15 protein-coding genes are annotated in these 24545 nt (G+C 33.7%); 5 read left to right on the forward strand and 10 right to left on the reverse strand.

Translation table 11 applies throughout. From position 1 onward, the window contains the following. Positions 1-36: 36 nt before the first annotated feature. The gene (locus LNP04_RS05965) at positions 37-2646 is read right to left on the reverse strand and encodes an NACHT domain-containing NTPase (protein WP_229985644.1); all 2610 of its coding nucleotides are present in this window, start codon (positions 2644-2646) and stop codon (positions 37-39) included. A gap of 146 nt (positions 2647-2792) precedes the next feature. Here LNP04_RS05965 and LNP04_RS05970 point away from each other — a divergent pair, with 146 nt between their 5' ends. Further along, on the forward strand, positions 2793-3191 hold the full coding sequence (locus LNP04_RS05970; RefSeq protein WP_229985645.1) for a hypothetical protein: 399 nt from the start codon (positions 2793-2795) through the stop codon (positions 3189-3191). Positions 3192-3327: 136 nt separating this feature from the next. On the opposite strand, the gene LNP04_RS05975 is transcribed toward LNP04_RS05970, so the two are convergent. The 4 genes from LNP04_RS05975 to dnaK all read right to left on the reverse strand — a co-directional run bounded on the left by LNP04_RS05975 (position 3328) and on the right by dnaK (position 10918). Further along, the gene (locus LNP04_RS05975; protein ID WP_229985646.1) at positions 3328-4863 is read right to left on the reverse strand and encodes a RagB/SusD family nutrient uptake outer membrane protein; all 1536 of its coding nucleotides are present in this window, start codon (positions 4861-4863) and stop codon (positions 3328-3330) included. An 11-nt stretch (positions 4864-4874) separates the two neighbouring features. Next, a complete protein-coding gene (locus LNP04_RS05980; RefSeq protein WP_229985647.1) occupies positions 4875-7793 on the reverse strand; it encodes a TonB-dependent receptor in 2919 nt (972 codons plus the stop codon). A 326-nt stretch (positions 7794-8119) separates the two neighbouring features. Beyond that, positions 8120-8938: a hypothetical protein gene (locus tag LNP04_RS05985; protein WP_229985648.1), complete on the reverse strand. Its 819-nt coding sequence runs from the start codon at positions 8936-8938 to the stop codon at positions 8120-8122. A 93-nt stretch (positions 8939-9031) separates the two neighbouring features. Then, positions 9032-10918: a molecular chaperone DnaK gene (gene dnaK / locus LNP04_RS05990; RefSeq protein ID WP_229985649.1), complete on the reverse strand. Its 1887-nt coding sequence runs from the start codon at positions 10916-10918 to the stop codon at positions 9032-9034. Between the two features lie 468 nt (positions 10919-11386). Between dnaK and ppk1 the strand changes: the two genes are divergently transcribed. The 4 genes from ppk1 to LNP04_RS06010 all read left to right on the forward strand — a co-directional run bounded on the left by ppk1 (position 11387) and on the right by LNP04_RS06010 (position 18796). After that, positions 11387-13459, forward strand: a complete 2073-nt coding sequence (gene ppk1, locus LNP04_RS05995; protein WP_229985650.1) for a polyphosphate kinase 1 — start codon at positions 11387-11389, stop codon at positions 13457-13459. 122 nt (positions 13460-13581) lie between these two features. Beyond that, the gene (locus LNP04_RS06000; protein ID WP_229985651.1) at positions 13582-14466 is read left to right on the forward strand and encodes an exopolyphosphatase; all 885 of its coding nucleotides are present in this window, start codon (positions 13582-13584) and stop codon (positions 14464-14466) included. A 99-nt stretch (positions 14467-14565) separates the two neighbouring features. Continuing rightward, positions 14566-15549, forward strand: coding sequence for a hypothetical protein (locus LNP04_RS06005; RefSeq protein WP_229985652.1), 984 nt, complete (start codon positions 14566-14568; stop codon positions 15547-15549). A 178-nt stretch (positions 15550-15727) separates the two neighbouring features. After that, on the forward strand, positions 15728-18796 hold the full coding sequence (locus tag LNP04_RS06010) for a choice-of-anchor I family protein (RefSeq protein WP_229985653.1): 3069 nt from the start codon (positions 15728-15730) through the stop codon (positions 18794-18796). Between the two features lie 73 nt (positions 18797-18869). Here LNP04_RS06010 and LNP04_RS06015 read toward each other — a convergent pair whose 3' ends face one another. The 5 genes from LNP04_RS06015 to LNP04_RS06035 all read right to left on the reverse strand — a co-directional run bounded on the left by LNP04_RS06015 (position 18870) and on the right by LNP04_RS06035 (position 24544). Continuing rightward, a complete protein-coding gene (locus tag LNP04_RS06015) occupies positions 18870-20177 on the reverse strand; it encodes a hypothetical protein (protein ID WP_229985654.1) in 1308 nt (435 codons plus the stop codon). Positions 20178-20374: 197 nt separating this feature from the next. Next, positions 20375-20623 (reverse strand): NifU family protein, encoded by a 249-nt coding sequence (locus tag LNP04_RS06020; protein WP_052188000.1) that lies wholly within the window; start codon positions 20621-20623, stop codon positions 20375-20377. Between the two features lie 41 nt (positions 20624-20664). Further along, positions 20665-21768: an Mrp/NBP35 family ATP-binding protein gene (locus tag LNP04_RS06025; RefSeq protein WP_229985655.1), complete on the reverse strand. Its 1104-nt coding sequence runs from the start codon at positions 21766-21768 to the stop codon at positions 20665-20667. A 117-nt stretch (positions 21769-21885) separates the two neighbouring features. Further along, positions 21886-22608, reverse strand: coding sequence for a hypothetical protein (locus LNP04_RS06030; protein WP_229985656.1), 723 nt, complete (start codon positions 22606-22608; stop codon positions 21886-21888). Between the two features lie 4 nt (positions 22609-22612). After that, positions 22613-24544, reverse strand: a complete 1932-nt coding sequence (locus LNP04_RS06035) for a hypothetical protein (protein WP_229985657.1) — start codon at positions 24542-24544, stop codon at positions 22613-22615. Position 24545 lies beyond the last annotated feature (1 nt).

A 24545-nucleotide genomic window follows, 5' to 3' on the forward strand; every position in this document is an offset into this window, starting at 1 on the left:
TTGATTTTTTGTGGACTGCAAAGATAAAAACTATTCTTAAATATTAGAATCATTATAAACTATATAAAACTTTTCTTTTTCAATATTTTCGTAATCAACGACTAACCTTTTCTCTATTTTATGTTTTTCAATAAATACAGTTTCAAAATAATTATTTTTTATGAAATTTTCAAACCATTCTTCGTCAGGAATATTAATATTTTCCATGATAATATTATCAAATTTCATGTTTTTAAATTCAACTTTATTCCCAAAATAAGTGTTTAAAAACTTTACATTTATAACATCTGTATTTGTAAAAACGGTTTCTTCAAATATAACATCTTCAAACTTAACATTAATTAAATCACATTTATTTATTCTTAAAGCCCAAACACCACCTGAAAAGGTAACATTTTCTAGTCTTGATTCTATTATAAATTGTAGACCGAATAAATTATTAGTCAATATTACATTACTTACATTATTATTAATGAATTTATTATCTCTGAATAAATAATTAATTTCGTTTCCGGAAAATTCAATCGGGCTATTCAAATTTTTATTAGATTCATTTATAAAGCACCAAAAAACATTAAAAATTTGAAAACTTTTTTCAATGACAGTGAATCCGTTTTTTTCAAAATTAAATCTTAAGACAAATTGTTTGCTCAACAATTCTTGAAAATTCGTAATTGATTGCGTAAAAATGTCTTTTTTTATAATTTCATTTTCATTGCTAATTATTTCAATAAGATTTGTTTTAATAGAAAATTCCGCGAAATTCTTATTTCCTACTATTTTATCAATAAAGTTGAAATAATTTTCTTGATTAATGATTTTATACTCTTCATAATCATCCTTTTGAAGTAAAATATTTTTATTTTCTTCCCAAAAATATTCTGCAGTTAAAAACTCCCACAAAGAATTATGAAAAAATTCTAAAGCAGTATCTGAATTATCTCTATTAGATTGCTGAAAATAAAAACTTATTAAAAGATATTTACTTATCTCCTTAAGCTTTTCTTCTGAAGCTAAAAGATCCTTTGTAAAACATCTTGTAATGAAAAGTTTTGTAGATTCAAGCTCAAGCAATTTCTCTACAGTTATATATAGCTTCGGTGATTTATAAATTTCAAATGCTATACTTCTGATATATTCTCTTAAATAAGATTTATATAATTTTGAATTTGCTTTAATTTTAGGATTAATATATTCTAACTGTCCATTTGAATCCCAACTTCTTTGAGCTAAAGAATCAAATATTTTATCATAAATAACTGCTTTTGAATCCTTTTCATCAATATTAATATCTGAAATTGCAATAAAATAAATAAGGACAGCTTGTCTTAAAAGTTCTTTTATATGTTTATATTGATTTTGCTCTATTATTAAATCAATATTTCTAACAAATAAATTATTTGGGTGAAATTTTTTAAATTTATCGCAATATTTAATTATTTGTTGATCATTCAAATTATTTAAATGCAATATTAAAGTTTTATCCAAACAAGCATCATAAGTATTCAAATAATTAAATCTAGAAGTCAAAATAATTTTAACTTTATTATTTGCTCTTTTTTTCAATCTATCATATAAATTTCTCAAATCATCATCTGTAATTCCTCCACTCATATATGCTTCGTCTAATCCATCTAAAACTAAAACAAGTTCATCATTGTTAAAATCTACAAAATTAAACCGCTTTTCAACTTCTCTCAGAGGATCATTCACAAAATCCTTTGCTACCAAATCTCTTATTTTAACAAAAATCATTGGTATTTGTGGTAAATCTGAATACTTCTCTAAGTAATCGTAAACAAGTTTATAACAGAAAGATGTTTTTCCTTGACCGGGTTGTCCCAAAACAAAAGCCATATTATAATTTTCGTTAAGATTTTCGTGTTTTTTATTTAACAAAAAAAAGTTTCCGAAATAATCATGAATTGTTTTAATATCAGAAAAATTATGAAAATCTTTATACTCATCCTTTTCCTCTATGTTTTTAAGATTATTTTTATGAATGGAGAATGTAGGCTCAATATATAGATCATTTAGTGCCTCTTTAGTTCCTGCTCTGTCTTGAAGTGGTTTAGTATAGTGATTCTTAAAATCATTATAATTATTTAACAAATGTGAGAACTTATCATTTTGCAAAGAAATTGGATTATTAAAAAATTCAATAAGTTCCTCATATCTCTCTTGATAATTTTGAAATTCTTCTGCTAAATTTTCTCTAAAATTTACGTAATAGATGTATCTTATATCTTTCGGTAATTTTATTTCTAATTGATCACAAAATCTTTTAAACAAATTATAAGATGCTATTAAATAACCATTATCATGTTTTAAAATATTTTCAAAAAAATCTTTCGTAATAGTAATTTCTTGTTCTAAAAAATTTTTATATTCTTTTTGAAATTCATTCGCTATTGCAACTAAATCATATTCTTTATTGAGTTGATCTTTACCATACGATTTCGATATTTGTAAGTTTGTGTTTCTAGACGTATTGAATAGAAGTAAAAAAGCTTTCATTTCTATACTATAATCTACATCTAAAATTTCAGTTAATGCACTTCCCAAGTTAAAATCAAATAAATTTTTTATAGCTTCAATTTTATTGATTTTTTTTAAGTATTTTGAACTGTTTAAGGTTATTTTCATTCAATCTATTAGTTTGTTTAAATATATGAAAAATTTGATACTGAGACAACAAATCTCAAAATAGTGATAATAAAATATTTTAATTTTTCCACTGATTTTGGTACACTTTTAGTAAGTCTTAGAATGTTTAAAAAAATATTTTAACAATGAAGAATTTTGAAGCGGATACTATTAATGAAACTCAGGCAATCGAGCATTTAAAAATATTTTATCCATCAATTCAGAACGAAATTTCGCAGCTTTCTGCACAAAACAATTTTCCGGGCATTATTCAGTCGACCGTTGATTATCTAAAAGTTCTTTTAAAGGAATCTAAAATCAACATTGTCAACAGAAACATCAAAATGATGGAATGGATTTACAAAAACGGAACTTTCAACGTAAAACACATTATCGAAAATTTATTTATAAGGTCATTCGGAAGTTTAAAAAAACATACTGACAGCCAACAATGGAATATTCTGTATCAGTATATGCCGGTTGAATTTCAACAGATTTATCTTAACCAGACGAGACTGGATGAGATTATGTTTAAGAAGAATTAAATTTTGCAATAGACTACGCCCAAGCTTTCAGCTTGGGCGTAGTCGTTTTATTGAAATAAATATTACTTAGATATTTCAATAAAAAACCCCTCGCTTACGCTCGGGGATTTTGTATTTAAGTTTTTAAAAAAATATTTTAAGGATTTTGATCATATCCCGCCACCTGAATCTGAGATAAAGGCACTTGATACAAATAATCATTTGTAGTAATCGTGTAATTATAGTTTAATGCAGCGGCAGCCTGATTGATGACAGTAACTCCCGTATTCCAACGAACCAAATCGTGCCAATACACACCCTCACCGGCAAACTCTACTCTTCTTTCTTTGCGAAGTGCTGTAGTAAAATTAGCAGCAGATATCGATGTAGAAACCGGTGTAAGACCTGCTCTCTGACGGATTTTGTTTAAGTACTCAACCGCAGTACTTGTAGCTCCCTGATTATTTAAAATTTCCGCATACATTAAAAGAACATCCGCATACCTTATAATTGGGAAGTTGATCGGCCAGTCGTATCTGTTGCTGAGAACAATTCCTTTTTCACGGAATTTTACGAAAAATTTAGCCTGATCAGGTTGTCCGTTTGTCCCAATAAAACTTGTTTTGATCGTTAAAGGAAGTCTTAAATCTCCCGGCTCATAAGTATCAATCAATGATTGAGAAACTCCTAATTCAGCCGAGCTGAATAAACTACCTTGCGCATTGTAATAGGGATCAGCAGAACCAAAATTCGGCGATACATAGCTTGGTAAGTAAGAACCTTGTGACAAACCTCCACCGATATGCTGAATTTCAAAAATATGGTATTTATTATCGTTGACACTTTTAAAAAGATCTGCATAATTAGGAGCAAAAGTCACGAACTGCCCTTCCCCCTGAATCACTGCAAACAAATGATCCTTTGCTTTTGTAACATAAGAACCATTGTTCAGCGGATATCCTGATCCCGTAAGATAAATTCTCCCCAACATTGCGTGAGCTGCAGACTTCGTAATTCTTCCTTTATTTGCGGCATCATACACATCTTTCAGACCTGCTACCGATGCTTCAATTTCTGATGTAACGAAATTGTAAAGGGTCGCCAGATCTGTTCTTGGAATTTTAGAGGCCTCTTCAGGACTCACCGGTTTATCGATTAACGGAACTTTTCCAAAACTTCTCATCAACTCAAAATATGCGTAAGATCTTAAGAAACGAGCTTCAGAGCGGTATTGTTCTTTAGTTGCCGGATTTGCAAACGGCACTGCATCTATTCTCGCTAAAAGCGTATTTGCGTAAGAGATCTGCTGATAAGCATCTTCCCAAAGAATTTCCATCTCATCAGTGGAAGAAGTATCCTGAAAACGGTTGATTGCATAATAATCTCTGTTTCCGTTCTGCGAAATTGCATTAAAATTATTTGAACGAACTTCTGACGCCAACAGGTAAAAATTAACATCATACCCTCCTCTTGATGAAGCATTCACCATTGCCGAATAAACTCCCGAAAGAGCTTGCTGAATCTGTAATTCAGTAGTGTAAAAGGAGTTTTGGGTAATATTATTTTCAGGTTCCAGCATCAAATCGTCTTCACAGCTGAGCATCCCCAGCATCATGGTTCCACATATCAATGCTTTTGTAAGAGATTTCATCTTTATAGGTAAAAGGGAAGTATTTATTTTAGTGATTTTCATTTTTTTTAAATTTAGAAGTTAAAGTTTAAGCCCATCATATACACTTTAGCATTCGGATATGCTCCGTAATCTGTACCGTCTGACTGCACAGATTCTGGGTTGTAGCCACCATAATAATGATCTTTTCTCCAGACGTTTTCTAAGCTGACATACACTCTAAGGTTAGAAATTTTTAATTTATTCACTAAATCCTGCTCAAAATTATATCCTAAAGTAATATTTTTAAGCTGAATATAAGTTGCATCGTACAGCCATCTTGTATCTAGCAAACTCCCTGTTGTACCGTCTAATCTTGGAGTTCTTCCATCTCCTGGTTCCGCATCAGAACGCCAGCGGTTTGCCCAGTTCCCCATCACATTGGTTGTGGTACCCATTCCTGGACGGTCAATTGCGCGACCTAGCAAAGCATAGCTGTACCCACCTTTTTGACCTTGGAAAAACACAGAAAGATCAAACCCTTTGTAAGAAAAAGTGTTGGTAAAACCCCAGTAATAATCAGGAGTTGGACTTCCGATAATGTGACGGTCGTTTTCATTGATAATTCCGTCACCGTTTGCATCTCTGTATTTTGTATCACCAGCGATTGCGCCATTGGTTTTAGCAATACCTGCATTGGCAATATCTGCGCTAGAAAGCACGCCTATTGCTTCATACAAATAGAACGAATTCAACTCTTCTCCTACCTGAATGATATTGGTACTATTACTAAAACCTGTATAAATAGGTGCATTATCAGTTCCTAACTGCAATACTTTATTATTATTAAATGCAATATTAGCAGATGTATTCCACTTGAAAGCTCCGGTTAAATTTTTTGTCGTTAAATCTAATTCCAAACCTTTGTTCTGCACTGAACCTACATTTTTCCACATGATATTGTATCCTGTAACGTATGGTATTGGCTGTTGCAAAAGAAGGTCATTGGTTTTTTTGATATAATAATCGGCTGTGAAATCAATTCTGTTGAATAATCCTAATTCAAAACCAAAATCTGAAGATCTTGTTTTTTCCCAAGTTAAATCCGGATTAGGAATCGTATTTGGTATCAAACCGTTTGATAAGGCTCCGCCAAATGAGTAATTTCCGCCTGCAAGAGTTCCGAAGGCTCTGTAGTCACCAATAGAATTGTTTCCGTTCTCACCCCAGCTGTATCTCAGCTTCAAGTTGGTCAGCCAGCTTGAATCCTTTAAAAATTCTTCCTCATCTATTTTCCAGGCACCTCCGAATGCTGCAAATGTTCCCCAAAGATTATTCCACCCGAATCTCGAAGATCCATCTCTACGAATACTGGCAGACAACATGTACTTCTTTTTGTAATCATAATTCACACGACCAAACATAGAAACCAACATCCATTCTGAAGCGGTATATTCTGAATTAAGTACAGATGCTGACTGTGTGAAGTTAAAGGTCTTTAAATCATCATTAGGAAACCCTCTGTTTCGGTTGTACTGACTTGTTGTTCTATAATTTTCAGCACTGTAACCTGCAATTGCATTAACACTGTGATCTCCGAAAGTTTTTTTGTAGGATAATAAAGCTTCTCCTAAATAACGGTTGTAATTAACGGTTCTTCTACTGGCAATACTCACCTGCCCCGGAATATTGGTCACCAAGTTAAAAGTTGGTGTATATCCGTTATTAAGATTAAAGTTATTAGTTGCTCCTCCTGAAATTTTCAAGTTTAAACTTGGCAAAATATCATAAGACATATATAAACTGGATAGTAACCTGAATTCATTGGTATTGTTGGTCGTATTTTCTAACACTCCAATCGGACTCTGTGAAGAACTTGCCCATCGGTACCGATCATTTTTCCAGAAATTAGTATAAAGACCTGCAGACAATTCTGCTATGGGTACCATTGAAAGCATTTTGTGCGCTTCATTATCTTTTCCGTCTACTGCTGCTCCGTAACTTTGGGAGTAACTTGGTCTCAAGGCAATCCCAGCTTTCCACTTATCTGAAATATTAACATCAACCACAGCACTTAAATTAAATCTGTTGAATCCGGTATTAAGAGCCAAACCTTCCTGATCGAAATACGCAGCCGAAATAGCATACTTCACATTCTTGTTCCCACCTCTCACAGACAACTGATAATTCTGAATAGATGCCGGACGGTAAAATGCATCCTGCCAATCGATATTAGCAACCTGATTGGTTCCCCATCGAGGATCAATCATGTAATTGACATTCGCCAAATTATAATTGGTTGTGTTTGCTAAATTAAAATACTTAGCCCTTACTTCGTAACTATCTGATGTTGAATTACCCGGTGCTAATGCAACCCATCTTTTATTGATTGATTCTGTAGCATAATCAATCCACTCTGAGCTGTTCATAACATCCAGCTTCTTTTCTATGGTTTGCACACCGTAATATTGAGAGAAGGTAAATGATGGTTTTCCTGTCATTCCTTTTTTAGTAGTTACAATCACTACACCGTTAGAACCACGAGATCCGTACATTGCTGTAGAAGCAGCATCCTTCAGCACTTCAATCGATTGCACATCATCTGGAGAAACGTTAGCCATATCGTCTACAACCATTCCGTCAACTACATACACTGGTGAATTACTTGCAGAAATTGAAGCGGTACCACGAACTCTAATTTCTAATGGTTCGCCTGGTTTTCCTGAAGTTGCACGCGTCTTAACACCGGCAATCTGACCAGTTAATGCCTGGTCGACTCTCGAAATTGGACGATCTTTAAAGCTTTCGGCACTTACTCTACCCACAGAACCGGTAACTTCTCCTCTTTTTTGGGTACCATAGGCAATGATGACTACTTCCTCAATATCTTTAGTTTTATTATTGGATTGTAAAGTATCTTGATTTTTGGTCGTACCGGTCGGTTGTTTTTCCTGTGCGAAGATAAAACTTGTGGTACTTAATAAAATACCCAGAGTCACTATAGATTTCTTCATTCTAAGATTAGTGATTATTGATTATTTACTTGATGCTTTTATTTGTATTAAAATTTAAGAAAGGTTAAATCCTAAAGACATGATATTTCTCATGTTTTAATTTTCTTAAAAGTATAGTTATCATAAATTTTTGCTATCCTGCAGTTACCTGCTCAAATCTCACTGGAAAGAATAAACAATAAACAACTCATTATAAAATACTTAACAATTAATTAATATAATCGCATTATCATTAACAACTTAAAATGCTTCATTTGTAAACAAAAAAAATCCCCAAACTTTCGCTTGGGGATTCATTTATTAATAATTGATTGATAATTGATATTCTATTCTTTATTTAATTGATAAATATAGTTATCATTTGACTTCAAACAAATCTTGAATAAAAGTTTATGATTAAGTGAATCTAAAACTTCCATATTAAAATTGTAATATTTATCATAATAAAGATTTTCAGCTTCAACTTTTATAAAAGCATTTTGACTCCCATTATTATCAAAATATGATATTTTTTTGGGAAACTGAGTAATTATCCTCACTTCATTTTCAATAGGTTTTATTGATAAAATTTTCCCGCTTCCTCCATAATTTATTATAACAAAACCGTCATCCTTGCCACTACCTGAATCTTTCCGAAACTTTCTTACTTCAAAGAATGGGCTTTCAATATTATAAACAGTCGAAATCCAATACTTTACTCCTTCAAAAAGAAAATCAGATTTTGGAGATGCAACAACTTCGTCTATATTTCTTATCGCTTTTATTAAATCTTGCTTGGAAAGTGAAACAATCCTTCCACTATTTTCTTCTTTAAGTAATTCCTTTACAGATAAGTAAGGATTAAGATTTATGAATTTATCTTTCGAAAACCTCATCATCTTTATTGTATCTGTTTTGACATCAACAACTTTAAGAATAAGTGGTTTTTTTATAGAATATTCAGGAGTTGGCTCTAAAATATATACTTGACTTGTATTTACATTTGCTATCGAACCTTTTATATATTTTTTCGTCTCCTCAAATTTACTTTGATGAACATCTTCATCAGTTTTTTTAATTTTAGTAAAAAAAACTATAAGCAATATAACACCAACAAAAAACAATCCTAAATAAATCAGGTTTTTATTCAATAGATTCTTCATCATAGAAAATATATTTTTTTAATACTCTACAAAATAACAAAAAATCCCCAAGCTCTTAAGCTCGGGGATTCTATATATTGCTTGACTCGCTGAGTCTTATTTCACTTCCTCAAAATCTGCATCCTGAACGTCTTCCGCTCCGTTTGCCTGACTTTGGTCTTGTGCTCCTGCTTCAGCACCTTGACCTTGTGCATACATTTCTTCAGATGCTGCCATCCAAGCTGCATCTAGAGCCTCGGTTTTAGCTTTTACATCGTCACCGTTTTTAGCTTCGAAAGCGGTTTTCAACTCTGCGTGAGCAGTTTCGATCGCTGCTTTTTTGTCAGCAGATAATTTATCACCAAATTCTTTCAATTGCTTCTCAGTCTGGAAGATCAATCCGTCAGCTTTGTTGAAGATTTCAACTTCTTCTTTTCTCTTGTTGTCTGCTGCAGAGTTTTCCTGAGCTTCTTTTTTCATTCTTTCGATCTCCTCGTCAGAAAGACCTGAAGATGCTTGGATTTTAATAGATTGCTCTTTACCAGTTCCTTTATCTTTAGCAGAAACGCTCAAGATTCCGTTTGCATCGATATCGAAAGTAACTTCGATCTGAGGAACTCCTCTTTGTGCTGGTGGAATATCTGTCAAGTCAAATCTACCGATTTCTTTGTTATCGTTGAACATTGGTCTTTCACCTTGTCCTACTCTAATGCTTACAGCTGGCTGGTTGTCAGAAGCTGTAGAGAATACTTCAGATTTTTTAGTTGGGATCGTTGTGTTTGCATCAATTAATTTAGTGAAAACAGACCCCATAGTTTCGATACCTAAAGAAAGTGGCGTAACGTCTAATAAAAGTACGTCTGTCACATCTCCTGTAAGAACTCCACCTTGGATAGCTGCACCAATTGCTACAACCTCATCCGGGTTAACCCCTTTTGAAGGTTTTTTACCGAAGAATTTCTCAACTTCCTCTTGAATAATTGGGATTCTTGTAGAACCACCTACCAAAATCACTTCGTCAATATCTGAGATAGAAAGACCTGCATCAGAAAGCGCTTTTTTACAAGGCTCCATAGATCTTCTTACCAAGTCTGCAGATAACTGCTCAAATTTAGCTTTAGTTAAAGTCTTCACTAAGTGTTTAGGACCTGTAGCTGTAGCTGTAATATATGGAAGGTTGATTTCAGTTTGAGGAGAAGAAGACAATTCGATTTTTGCTTTTTCAGCAGCTTCTTTCAATCTTTGTAATGCGATAGCATCACCTTTAAGATCTACACCTTCTTCAGCTTTGAATTCGTCTGCCATCCAGTTGATAATTACATCATCAAAGTCATCACCTCCTAAGTGTGTATCACCATTTGTAGATAATACTTCGAAAACTCCGTCTCCTAAATCAAGGATAGAAACGTCAAAAGTACCACCACCTAAATCGTAAACTGCGATTTTTTGGTCTTTATGAGACTTGTCCATACCATAAGCCAAAGCTGCTGCTGTAGGCTCATTGATGATTCTTTCTACTTTAAGACCTGCGATTTCTCCTGCTTCTTTAGTAGCTTGTCTCTGAGCATCGTTAAAGTAAGCCGGAACAGTAATTACCGCTCTTGTTACTTCCTGTCCAAGATAATCTTCAGCAGTTTTCTTCATTTTCTGAAGGATCATTGCAGAAATTTCCTGTGGCGTATATTCTCTGTCGTCGATTTTTACTTTTACCGTATCATTTGGTCCGCTTACTACTGCGTAAGGTACTCTTGAAACTTCAGAAGCATCATCTTTGAAATGTGTTCCGATGAATCTTTTGATAGAATATACAGTTTTTGTAGGGTTTGTTACAGCCTGTCTTTTTGCAGGATCTCCTACTTTTCTTTCACCATCTTCTGTAAACGCTACAATAGAAGGCGTTGTTCTTTTTCCTTCTGCATTAGGGATCACTACAGCATCTTTACCTTCCATTACTGCAACGCAAGAGTTGGTAGTACCTAAGTCAATTCCGATTATTTTACTCATAATATTTTATTTTCTAATTTTAAAGTTTAATTACACTCTCACTTTCTCAATATCTGTACCATTAGAATTTTTGTGACAAATTGACAGTTTCGATTATTTTTAAATAAAACCGAGACAAATTTTAAACATAATATGTTCTAAGATGACAGTAATCAACTTGTTTTTTCACCTCAAAAGTGACAAAGATTTTTAAAATGTTTTATTATTAAAAAGTTTACAAAATCCTTCAACAAGCTCAGATGACATTATTTAGATTTTTTTAATCATCGCCGGTGTCAGACTGATTCTGTCGAAGCCTTCTGTTGCTTTCAAACATTTTCTGTAAATCTAATGTGACTTATGTGTCTAAAAAATAATTTCATTGCTTTAATGACTTTTCCTTCAACTAAAAATTTAATTAAGAATTAACTTTAGAATCAGATAAAACATGAGTTTTATTATTATTTTTGATAAATTTTACTAATACCTATGTCAGTACATTTTAATCCCAGAGATATTACCTGGTTGGCGTTTAATGAAAGAGTTTTACAAGAGGCAATGGACGAAAATGTGCCTTTGCATCTTAGAATCAGGTTCCTTGGTATTTTTTCAAACAATTTAGATGAATTTTTCAGAGTGCGAGTTGCAGGTCTTAAACGTGCAATGGATTTTAAGGAAAAAGTAATTGCAGAATCTTTCTATCAGCCGCCATCGAAAATTCTTCAGAGGATTAACGAAATTGTCATCAAACAACAGGCAGACTTCGACAAAACCTGGAAAAAAATTCAGGTTGAAATGGCAGAGCAGAAAGTTTTCATTAAAACTTCAAAAAATCTGAGTGCGAGACAAAAGGAGTTTGCAAGACAATATTTTGATGAGGTCGTAGAATCAAACGTGATTCCTATTCTTCTTCATGAAAATACGCCAATGCCTTACTACAGAGACAAAAGTTTGTACTTGGGCGTTGCCATGAGAAAAAAAGACTGGCAATATCACAGCAATTATGCAATTATTGAGATTCCTTCACGTTTTGTGGGAAGATTTGTGCTTTTGCCTACTGAAGATTTAGAAGAAAAAAATGTCATGCTTTTAGAAGATGTCATTACATTTAACTTGCCACACATTTTTTCCTATTTCGGATATGACGAGTTTTCTGCCAACTCTTTTAAAGTCACAAAAGATGCAGAAATGGACATCGATAATGACATCAAAACCAATTTTGCCGAGAAAATAGAAAAAGGTCTTAAAAACAGACGAAAAGGAAAACCTACCCGTTTTGTTTTCGATAAAGATATGGATAAGGCTTTACTCGAACTGCTCATCCGAAAATTAAATTTAAGCAAGAAAGACAGCATCATCCCTGGTGGAAAGATTCATAATTTCAAACATTTTATGGATTTCCCGGATGTTTTTGAATATTATAAAAAACCTGTAGAAAGAACTTCATTTACGCATCAGGCTTTTGAGCACGGTGAAAGAGTAACTGATGTAATTTTGAAACAAGATGTCTTATTAAGTTTTCCTTATCATACTTATACGCCAGTAATCGATTTGTTGCGTGAAGCCGCAATGGATCCCGATGTAAAATCTATTCAGATTACGGCTTATCGTTTAGCCAGCAATTCAAAAATAAGCAACGCTTTAATCTACGCTGCCCGAAATGGCAAAGAAGTGACGGTAATGCTTGAGCTTCAGGCAAGATTTGATGAAGAGTCAAATCTGATGTGGAAAGAAATGTTTGAACCGGAAGGAATCACTGTTTTAATAGGAATTCCTGACAAAAAAGTTCATGCTAAATTATGTATCATCAAAAAACGTGTACACAACAAAACGTTGCAATATGGTTTTGTAAGCACAGGAAATTTCAACGAAAAAACCGCTAGAATCTACGGTGACCATTTGATAATGACTTCTGACAGAGGCATTATGGCAGATATTAATAAAGTTTTCACGGTACTTAAAAAACCTAAAGAAGATTATCTTTCTGTGTTGAAAACGTGCAAAAACCTAATGGTTTGTCCACAGTTTATGCGTGAAAAAATTGTGCAGCATATCGATAAAGAAATTGAAGAAGCAAAAGCGGGCAGAAAAGCACAAATGATCGTAAAAGCCAATTCTATAAGTGATCGTGGATTGATTTTAAAAATGTATGAAGCTGCAGAAGCAGGTGTGGTGATTAAAATAATTGTACGTGGAATTTATTGTGCCATTAATCAGAAAGATTTTAAAGAAAAAATAAAAGCCATCAGTATTGTAGACGAATATCTTGAGCATGCAAGAGTAATGTATTTCTACAATAAAGGTTCTGAAGATATGTACATTTCGTCAGCCGACTGGATGAACAGAAATTTGGACTACAGAATTGAAGCCGCTGCAAAAATCACAGATAAAAATCTAAAAAAAGAGCTGAAAGATATTTTGGATATTCAATTGAGAGACAATGTGAAAGCAAGAATTTTAGATAAAAAACTGAGCAACGAGTACATCAGCAACGACCAGAAAGAATGCCGCTCGCAAATTGAAACGTATAAATATCTGAAAGCGAAAACGACTGGAAAATAGTTCATGATAAGGGTTTAAAGTAGCTCAAAATCATTATAAACAATAAATTTTTGTACATTCGATTTTTAAAAACATTCGATTTTAAATTAAACAACTGAAATTCAATAAAATACAATCTAAAAATGATCATTGCAGCGATAGACATAGGAAGTAATGCAGCCCGACTTTTAATCAACGAGGTAAAAATTCAAAACGGAAAACCGGAATTTATTAAATTAAATCTCCTGCGAATCCCTTTACGATTAGGAATGGATGTCTTCACCCTTGGAAAAATCGGGGTTGAAAGAGAAAAAATGGTCTTAGATTCAATGAAAATTTTCAGTGATTTAATGAAAATTTATAAAGTTGAACATTACAGAGCCTGCGCTACAAGTGCGATGCGAGATGCCGAAAATGGAAAAGATATTATTGAAAAAGTAAAAAATTACGCAGATCTTTCGATAGAAATTATTTCCGGAGATGAGGAAGCGACTTTAGTGTACGAAAACCACGTTGCAGAAGGTCTTGACAAAGATTTCGCCTATCTTTATGTAGATGTTGGCGGTGGTTCTACAGAGCTTACTTTCTACGAAAACGATCAAATGGTCTACGAAAAATCTTTCAACATCGGAACGATCCGTCTTCTCAACAATCTCGTGACAGAAGACAACTGGAAGGAAATGAAAGAGGAAATAAAGGCCAACATCAGCAGCAAAAAACAGATTGTCGCCATCGGATCAGGCGGAAACATCAATAAAGTGTTCTCGATGAGCAAAACCAAAGACGGCAAACCGATGTCAATCGCTTATCTGAAGAAGGCTTACAAAGAATTTAATGATTTAACCGTTGAGGAAAGAATGACCAAATATGGTTTCCGACAGGACAGAGCGGATGTTTTGGTTCACGCCTTGAAAATCTACAATTTCGTGATGCATTGGGCAGAAATCAACAAAATTTTTGTTCCGAAAATTTCTGTTGCGGATGGATTGATTCATAATATTTATGAGAGGGTTTCGGGGGAGGAATAATGTTATACATGTTATAAGTAAAAAATTTCCTCATTCAAATTCTGCTTAACGGAAGTAATCATAATAACTCAAGTTTCTGAATAATTAAGGTAAAGAATTATGTATTTAAAGAAAATTATAATAATCAATCTTACTTTTCTAAATATATTTTTTTATGCCCAATTTGAAAAGAAAATAATAGAGACTGATAGTACCCGTATTGAAATAATTAAAAATTCAAAATACAAGGTTTTTAATGAAATATACAAGTATAAAGATTCTATTTGGAGTAAAGTTACATTTATCAATGACACACTAAAATTAAAAAGTAAAGGCTGGACCACAAAACAACATAAACGGCTAGGCTTTTGGCAGGAATATAATGAAGACGGTGATTTGATGTACTCTAGAGATTATGATAAAAATACTTGTATTATTAATTCAAAGCTTTACCCATATTACGATTTATTAGTTGAGACGAAAAAAAAAGCAGATAAATTGATTCTTGAAAATTATGGTGAAAAATTCATGAATAATCATGTGATTTTCGAGTTTTATTGTTCTGCATATGAAAATAGTAAATATGTAGGTTCGTGGGATGAACCTTTGACAGATAGACCCAATCGCTTTATTTTCGATTACAGTATTAGATTAAAAAAAACTGATAAGCCAACCTACTTACGAATTGAAATTGATAAGAACGGACAGTTTGTTCCCCAAGAACATTATTATAATTACGCTGGTTTTGAGAAAATTAAAGAAAAAAATAAAATATTCAGAATTTCAAAAGATGATGCAATCGCAATTGCAAATAAAAAAGGACTTAACAGCAACAATAGTGGGAAAGTTCAAGATTATTTAGTTTGGGAAAGCTTGAAAACTAAAGAGTTTTATAATGGTCATTTTAGATATTATATTACAAATCTAGTTGACAAAATTCATTATAAAAAATCAGAAGATAGGAAAGGTATTATATATAAATTTGATGTTTATGTTTTTAATCCATGGACAGGAAAATTTTTAGAAAAAAAGAAAATGAAATCTATTGAAGAATCAGGAAAAGTAAGCGGTCATAAAACAGGACTTCTCCCTGATGAAGAATAATTTGACCAAATACAATTAAAATGAAAAGTCATTTTATTATTTTTGTGATGCTAACAATATTTAATAATAATTTAAAGAACGTTCATTATTTAATTAAATATTTAACCATTTCATAACCTTCCCGTAAAACCCTCACAACCTACAACCTTCATTTTTGCATAAATAATAAATTGTAAAAATGAAGAACAAATACCTTTTGAGAGGCCTCTTGCCTATCGCCGCATTATTTCACGGTGCGCTTACTGCACAGACTACCTTAGTTCATTACTGGAACTTTAACAACAGTACATCTCTTGCAGCAATTACCACTCCAACATCATCGCTTTTGAATGGTTCAATCACAGCAGTGTCTACCGGAACAGGAAATACTGATACTTACGTTGATTTTGCAAATGGTACCAATCAAAATTTCAATATTGAAAATTTGAACGCCAGAAACGGTGACGCTTCCGGAACACATTTAAGATATAATTATCCGATCAACGGAAATGTGCAGTTTCTTTTACCAACTACAGGATATAACAATGTTGTCGTAAAATTCACAACAAGAAGATCGGGATCAGGAGCAGGAAATCAAAACTGGTTTTACTCTTTAGACGGAACTACTTTTGTCCCTTACCAAACAGTAACTTCACAGGACGCCAACCCACAATTGATCACGTTTGATTTTTCAGCAATTGCAGGAGTTTCAAACAACCCAAATTTTAAGTTAAAAGTAGAATTCTCTCAAGGTGGCGGAGGAGCTGTAGGAAACAACAGATTTGATAACTTCACCGTTGATGCCACTCCGACAGGAGGTGTTGACACGACTCCACCGACCGTTGCCTATTTGCCTGCAAACAACGTGAACAACGCTTCTACAACAGTAAATCCTACGATTACATTTAACGAAAACGTAAGATTAATTGACAACTCTGCAATCACTTCTTCGAACGCTCAAAGTTTGGTTGAATTAAGATTAAACAACGCTACCGGAACTGTTGTTCCTTTCACCACGACTTTCGCCAACAATGCAATAACGGTAATTCCAACCGCTGGTTTGGTTCCGAATCAGACCTATTATTTAGCTTTAAAACCCAATCTAATTGAAGATACGAGCGACAATGCGGTAACGGCGGCGGCTTCAAGTACTTTCACTACAGCAGGAACGAGCATTGTCCTGGAGAAAAACTTAATTAAAGTCAATGAAAATGCTGGAACTTTAGCATTTAAGATCAATGTGACCAACCCTTCGAATGCAACTGTGAATTTGGTGGTAAAACCCGCTTCTTTCAATACAGCTAACAGCAGTGATTTTACTTTAGCTACTCAAACCATTAACATTACGCCATCAACGACAAGCGTCACAGTTAATATTCCGATCATCGACGATACTTTGGAAGAGCAGCAGGCTGAATATTTTGTGGTTGGCCTTGAGAATCCGGTTGGTGCAACGATTACAGGCGATACTAATTCTACTGTTTATATTATTGATAATGATAAAGCGGCTCCGGTTCCTTCCAATCAAATTTCATTAAATTATATCGGAAGTTTTGATCCTTCAGGAAACAGCACAAGTTCTACTGAAATTGTAGTTCACGATGCAGCAACACAAAGATTATTTACGATCAGTTCGTTAACCGATGTTTTTGATATCATTAATTTCTCAAATCCGACTACACCAACAGTTATTCAAACTGTTAATATGGCACCTTACGGAGGGATTACGAGCATCGCAGTAAAGAACGGAATTATCGCAGTAGCTTCTCCGAACGGAACAAATCCTCAAGGAAATGGTTCGGTTGTATTTTTCGACATTAATGGAGTTTTCCTGAAACAACTTAACGTTGGCGTTTTGCCAGACATGATCACGTTTACACCAGACGGAACAAAAGTAATGACTGCCAACGAAGGCGAACCCAACGATGCCTACACAGTAGATCCCGAAGGTTCAATCAGCATTATTGACGTACCTACTTTGACGGTGGCAGGAATTCAGGCTTTGACGCAAACGAATGTTACCACACTTGGATTCACTCAGTTTAACGGAACGGAAGCTACTTTGGCAGCGACCGGAGGAAGAAAAGTAAAGTCAACGAGCACTTTGGCTCAGGATTTAGAACCTGAATACATTGCTATCAGTCCGGACAGCCAGAAGGCATGGGTTTCTTGTCAGGAAAACAATGCGATCATTGAGGTTAATTTAGCGACAAAAGCATTGACTGGAATTTGGGGATTAGGTAAAAAAGACATGAGTCTTCCCGGAAACGGCTTCGACGCTTCAGACAATAACGGTGAAGTTTTGATTGCCAACTGGCCTGTAAAAGCGTATTACAATCCAGATGCAATGGCATCTTATAAAATCGGAAATACCAATTATCTGGTTACTGCAAACGAAGGAGACGAAAAAGATTTAGGCGGATTTAGTGAAAGAACAACAGTGGGAGCCAATGGATATGGTTTAGATTCAACAGTTTTCCCGAATGCTTCGATTTTAAAAGCTTCTCATAATCTAGGAAGATTCAGAACAACAAGTGTCAACGGAAATACAGATGGTGATGCTGAATACGAAGAAATTCATGCTTTGGGAGCAAGATCATTCTCAATTTTCAATACAGATACCAAACAGTTAGTTTTCGATAGCGGAGATCAGTTTGAAAGACACACTGCAGCCTACCATCCATTGATTTTCAATGCCGATAACGAAGCCAACGGAGCCAAAACCCGAAGTCGTGCAAAAGGTCCTGAACCGGAAGGCGTAACTTTAGGAACCATCGGAACGCAGACTTTCGCATTCATCACTTTGGAAAGAACCGGCGGTGTGATGGTTTATAACGTTACAGATCCGAACAACGTGATTTTTGTAGATTACAAACATTCAAGATCAACTTCTGCATTTGGAGGAGACAACGGTCCGGAAGGAATCACGTACATTCCGCCTGCAAATATGAATAACGGAAAAGGTTACGTTATCGTTGCCAACGAGATCAGCGGAACTTTGTCGATGTATGAAGTTGCCCTTTCGTCAACGTTATCTACGGGTGAAGTTAAAACCGAGAAAGCAACCTTCAACATCTTCCCGAATCCTGTGAACAAAGGAAACACCTTATATTTCAACAGAGCTCAGGGTTATGAATTGTATGACATGAGCGGAAAACTTCTTGGAAAAGAAAAATCTGCCTTAACCATCGACACTTCAAAACTAAACACCGGAGTTTATTTAATTAAAACTTCAGAAGGAGAAGTGAAGAGAGTAATTGTAAAGTAAAATTTTCATATTTGATTTTAATGAAGCCTCGAGATTTTTCGGGGCTTTTTGTTTTTATTCATAAGAAGCAATTTTAAATTTTTAAATTTTTGAGTGAAATAATCAACTTTGAAAAACTTTCATTAAAATCTTGATTGTAATCAATATTAAAGACTTTCACTCCATTTTTTAAAGATCGTTCTCGTTTTTGATTATCCAAAAATTGAGTTTTAGCTAAACCTTCATCGCCACCAAAAAAATCTATTGATTTAAAATGTTGAATACCGTTATACTCAATGGCTACCTGTAATTCTTCAATAAAAATATCAAACCTTTGTCCTTGCAGCCATTTAGGAGAATGTTGACTTATAATGGCATAATTTGGGAATTCTTTCGACACTAGCTGAAGCAAATGCTTTTCCAAGACATAACTACCAACTTCATCAAATCCTTTTTCCTGCCGAATATGATTTTCTAAATTTCGATAATTGTTTTTTAGACGAGAATAAAAAATCTTTTTAACCTCATCAGAAATAAAAATTTTCTTGTCCCAATCTACATATTGTCTACTGTAGTTATTATTTATGACTAACATATCTCCTAAAAGAGTATATGAAATTTTATCAATTTTAGTATTACTGCGTAGATAATCCAAGCAAAAGAATTCTTCAATCTCCTCTAAATTCAATTGATCTAAAAATTCTAAAAATAATTCATCATTAATTATTGTCTTAGTACTAAATGATAAACTTCTTAAAAGACTATGAATAATCTTTTCAGTTTTTAAATTCTCTTTTTTGAAAAGAATATATATTAGATATTTTCTTGGTGAAACCAATCCTTCACTCAAAATTTTATCTATCTTTTCTTTCCTCGTCCAAAACTTTACGTTCCGATAATGATTTAAAATAAAGTTATTTTTATTAAACCATTCGTTTTCACCAAATGCAAATTCAACAGCGTTTACAAATCTTTTAAATTCCTCTTCAGTTTTAAACTGTGAAATTACTTCTGAAAAATAATGAAGAATAATTCCAGATTTTCTAATATCCGTTTCTCCGGATATGTTATGATTATTTGGTAATGCGTAACACATAACCCAGTTCATTCCATTCCCAATTCTGACAATGTCTGAACAAGGATAAGCAGATTTATCTCCGATCAAATAGTTAAGTCCGTTATAATTTATTAATTTAAATTCTTTACTAATTCCATCTTGAAAAACAATTCTACTATTTTCATTTATCTCCTTAAGAAGTCTTTTCTCATTTCCATACCGAGGCTTTTTTGAACGATGGATTTTCTCTAAATCTATTCCAAAGTCATTTTGATATGATTTCTCAATAAGATTTTCAAGATGAAGTTCTAGAATATTACTATTTGCAGGGTTTTGTTTCTTCATTTTAGCTTTAAGTATTTCCCGTCAAATTCAAAAATAATAATATTCCAGTAGAAAGGAATGTATGTACAGTAAATTTTGGCTAAAGCCAATGGAATTTTTTAATTTCAAAACGGGCTAAAGCCCGTTTCTACTGAATTGATTAACAAAAAAAGACAGACCTTCAAGATCTGTCTTCAAAAAATATATCGTCGTATTTTTTATTCTACATTCACTACCTTTTCAATTTCGGGAGCGTGTTGTTTGATGGTATTTTCTACCCCTAATTTCAAAGTTGAGAAATTAAGAGAGCAACCTGAACAGTTTCCCAGAAGTTTTACAAAAACGGTATTATCTTTTACATCCAAAAGCTCGATATCGCCACCGTCTTTATTTAAAAAGGGACGGATGCTTTCAAGAGCTTCCATTACCTTGGTTACAGTTTGTTCGTGTGCTATATTTGTCTCCATATTCGAATTTGGTTTTTCAAAAATTAATTTGAAATCATTATTTATTTTTTCGGTGAACAACCTGCCATCGTCGTGATTTTCACGGCTTCTGTAGGTGGTAGAAACTTATTTCTTTCTACTAAACTCTCTACCATTTTTCTTGCAGTTTCTGTATAAATTTCTGCAATTTTAGAACCTTCCTGAAGCGCTGCAGGTCTTCCCACATCTCCCGCTTCTCTAATGCTCTGAATCAACGGAATTTCACCCAGAACAGGAATGTTTAAATCATCTGCCAAATATTGCGCTCCCTGGTTTCCAAAGATATAATATTTATTTTCAGGTAATTCTTCCGGCGTAAAATATGCCATATTTTCTATCAATCCAAGAACAGGAATGTTGATACTTTCCATATTAAACATTGCAATACCTTTTCTAACATCCGCCAAAGCAACATGTTGAGGTGTACTTACAATCACTGCTCCCGTTACCGGAACTTCCTGAATGATAGACAAATGAATATCCCCAGTTCCCGGAGGAAGGTCGATCAACAAGAAATCTAATTCTCCCCAAGCTGCATCTCTGATCATCTGGTTCAAAGCTTTTGAAGCCATCGGACCTCTCCAAACCACCGCTTGATTTGCTCCTGAAAAATATCCGATGGAAAGCATTTTCACACCGTAATTTTCGATAGGTTTCATTAAGCTTTTTCCGTTGACGTCAACAGAAATTGGCTTCTGACCTTCTGTATCGAACATTGTAGGAACAGATGGCCCGTAAATATCGGCATCTAAAATCCCGACTTTAAAACCCATTTTTGCTAAAGTTACCGCAAGATTGGCAGCAACAGTAGACTTACCAACCCCTCCTTTTCCGGATGCGATGGCGATAATATTTTGAATTCCAGGGATTTGTTTTCCTTTGATCTGACTTAGCTGAACTTCGCTTGGCTCGGGAGAAACTATTTTTAGCTTTAAATTAATCTCTTCTCCAAATTCACTTGCAAAAGCCTGTTTCATTGCTGCCTCAAGCTTCTTTTTTTCGTGCATTGCCGGTGAATGAGCGGTCATGTCGATATACACATCGCTGCCCATTACCTGAAAGTTACTCACCAAATCATCCACTTCTATTTCTTTAAGGAAATCCTGAACTTTTTCTTTAGTCAACATAAAAATATAAATTGTCTACAAATTTACGGAAATTTTAGCTATTTAGAATCAATAAAGAGACAGATAGACAAATTCTTTTACGGAAGAAAATTGTGAAATAAATCCTGAAATTTTGCGCTATCTGAAAAAAGACATTTTTATTTTCCATGTTGAGCTTGATTTTAAAAGCCACGAAGTGGAGAAGAAAAATAAAGACGTAGTTTCAAAAATCAAAGTTGAGTATGTCAAAAACATGCTGGATACAATTATATCTTTACTAAGATCCATAACGGCAATAAACCCGATGAATAAAATACTGAAGATAATTCCCCAACCACAAATTCTGTAATAAATATCCCTACGTTTTTTCTTTAATATTTCTTGAGGAGTTGCAGGCACATCATCAGTTTTTGGGAAAAACGCAAAGCAATAAACAGAAAAAAGTGCGAAAAGCAATCCTGCACTTGCATAATGCACATAAGAAAACCATTCTTCGTAATTTTCTACATGGATATAAACGCTTCCTCCGTAGCCTTCAAATTTTGTCGGAAAAACAGCGACTAATACTGCAAGAATTCCACAAATATTTGAAATCATATTTTCATATTTTCGTTTGCCTCTGTATGTTCCGAATAATCCTCCCATGATACAAAGTGTTCCTACAAAAATTATATGTCCAAAACTATAATAATAATGACTGATACTTACCTTAAAAGGAGATTCATCATTCAATAAAAATGTAGTTACAAACAGCATTAATGATAGAAAAAGTCCCAATACTCCGATAAACATTCTAAGTTGTTGATAAGAAATTAAAGCTTCATTCGAACCTTCATTTGATTGATTTGAATTTGTACTCATGGTTTTATAGTTTTATGGTTATTTTATCAATTATTTTCACATTTTCATCCGCATCGATGTCAAAATTATCTTTCAGAAAATCTTTCGGATCTTTATTATTCATATCGTTTTGTAAGTCGGAAGCTTTTTTCTTTTTGAGTACCGACATCCAGTTGTAAGACTTTTCGATCCCAATTACATAAATTACAATTTCGGTATCTGTCACTTTAAACTTCAGAAAGTTTTTATCATTTTTATTTACTTTCCCTGAAGAAACCTCTGTGATATGAACTTTGAAAAACCGATAACTAAAAAATATGTACCACCCGAAAATGAGTGACTGCAAAATACCGGAAACTACCCACTGAAAAATGAAATATTCTGCCTTATCAGGAATAATCAGCCATTTTTTTATAAAACCAATGTTTGACGAAATTTGTATATCATTTAAATTGATAATTCCATATTTAGGAATGATGTAAAATATAAAAATCTGGATAGCCAATGAGACGGAAAAAAGCACAAAATGTGAAATCCTGTTAATCCATTTTTCTTTATTTGAACATTCCGGATTTGCCACCTGATTCACAATAAGATTCAGGACTAGCGGGAAAAACGATAACATGATCAATCTAAGAATAAAATCTTCATTGTAGTTATAGATGTACGTGATTGCAAGAGAAAAGAAAAGCATCAAAGCAGTAAATTTGTAATTCAGAATAAAGAAAATAAGATTCCAAAATACTTTTTTACGCGATTTTCCCTTAGAGGGATATACTTTTTTCAATTCATAATCAACTCCTTTCTCCGAAGCCTTGTTCAATATCGGAATTGCTATTTTATCCTTCAAAAAATCGGTGACGTGACCAAATGCTCCACCACCGCCTGATGTGATAAGATGTTTTGTGTTTATACTATCGTTTTGAGGATTTTGACCGATCTCATAATGCGAATAATGATGTATGTCACCACTTACAATAACATCGAAAATAATTTCGGAATTATTTTTAAGATTGACAACTGCATTAGTAAGCCTGCGAATGATAAATTCGAGACTATCCATTCTCTGTCTTCTTTTGTAGCGGTCTTTAATATCGTAATTGTACCAATAAGGCTCTGCAATGATAAGAATAATATGGTTTTTAGAATTTTCGGGCGAGTTATCTTTGACATATCTGGTGAAAAAATCCATCTGCGGAATATCAATATCACCTAAAAGCTGATTGTCTATTCCTAATAAATGAACATTTTTTCTCAAAGAATACGCAAAATAACTTCTGTTCTGCACCGTTTTATAACCCCCAATCTTACATTGCTGACACATCAGTCTGAAAAAAGCACTCAAACCATCATACCAATCATGATTTCCGGGTGTAGCAATCAATATCGGACTTTCTTTTCCAGTAGCTGATGCTACAAATCTTAAGGGTCCTTTGAATCGGTCTCTGTAATTCATTTCAGAACCTGCAGGATACACCAGGTCTCCGCCAATCACCAAAGCATAACCTCTGTTTAAAGTGATTTTTTCTTTGTTGTTATCATTCCGGTTTTCGTATTCATAATTGTAAGAATCTCTAGTCATGTGATAAAGAACAGTAGTCGTAGGATCGAAACCATCACCAGTATCCGCTACAAAATCAAACCAAAACTCATCCTTGGAAGCATTGAATTTGTTCTCGATAAGTTCTTTTCCGGAATCTTTTCCCATCGCAGTCTGAACTTCCCTTTTATCAATAACCGATAAAATATCTGCCGACAGAGAAACTCTCCTAAAAGTATTGATAAGCCCTGAAAAATCAAACCATTGTACAGCTTTCTGAGGAACAAAATAGTATGGAAATTGAATACTTGTACTCTTAATAATCTCTTCATTTTTTCTTGATGAAGAAGAATAGTTGTCGTAAAAATATGCGCCAATGAATGCGAGCGCAACAATTAGAAACAGATATAAAATCATG

The sequence above is a fragment of the Chryseobacterium sp. C-71 genome (genome assembly GCF_020911865.1).
GTDB lineage: Bacteria > Bacteroidota > Bacteroidia > Flavobacteriales > Weeksellaceae > Chryseobacterium.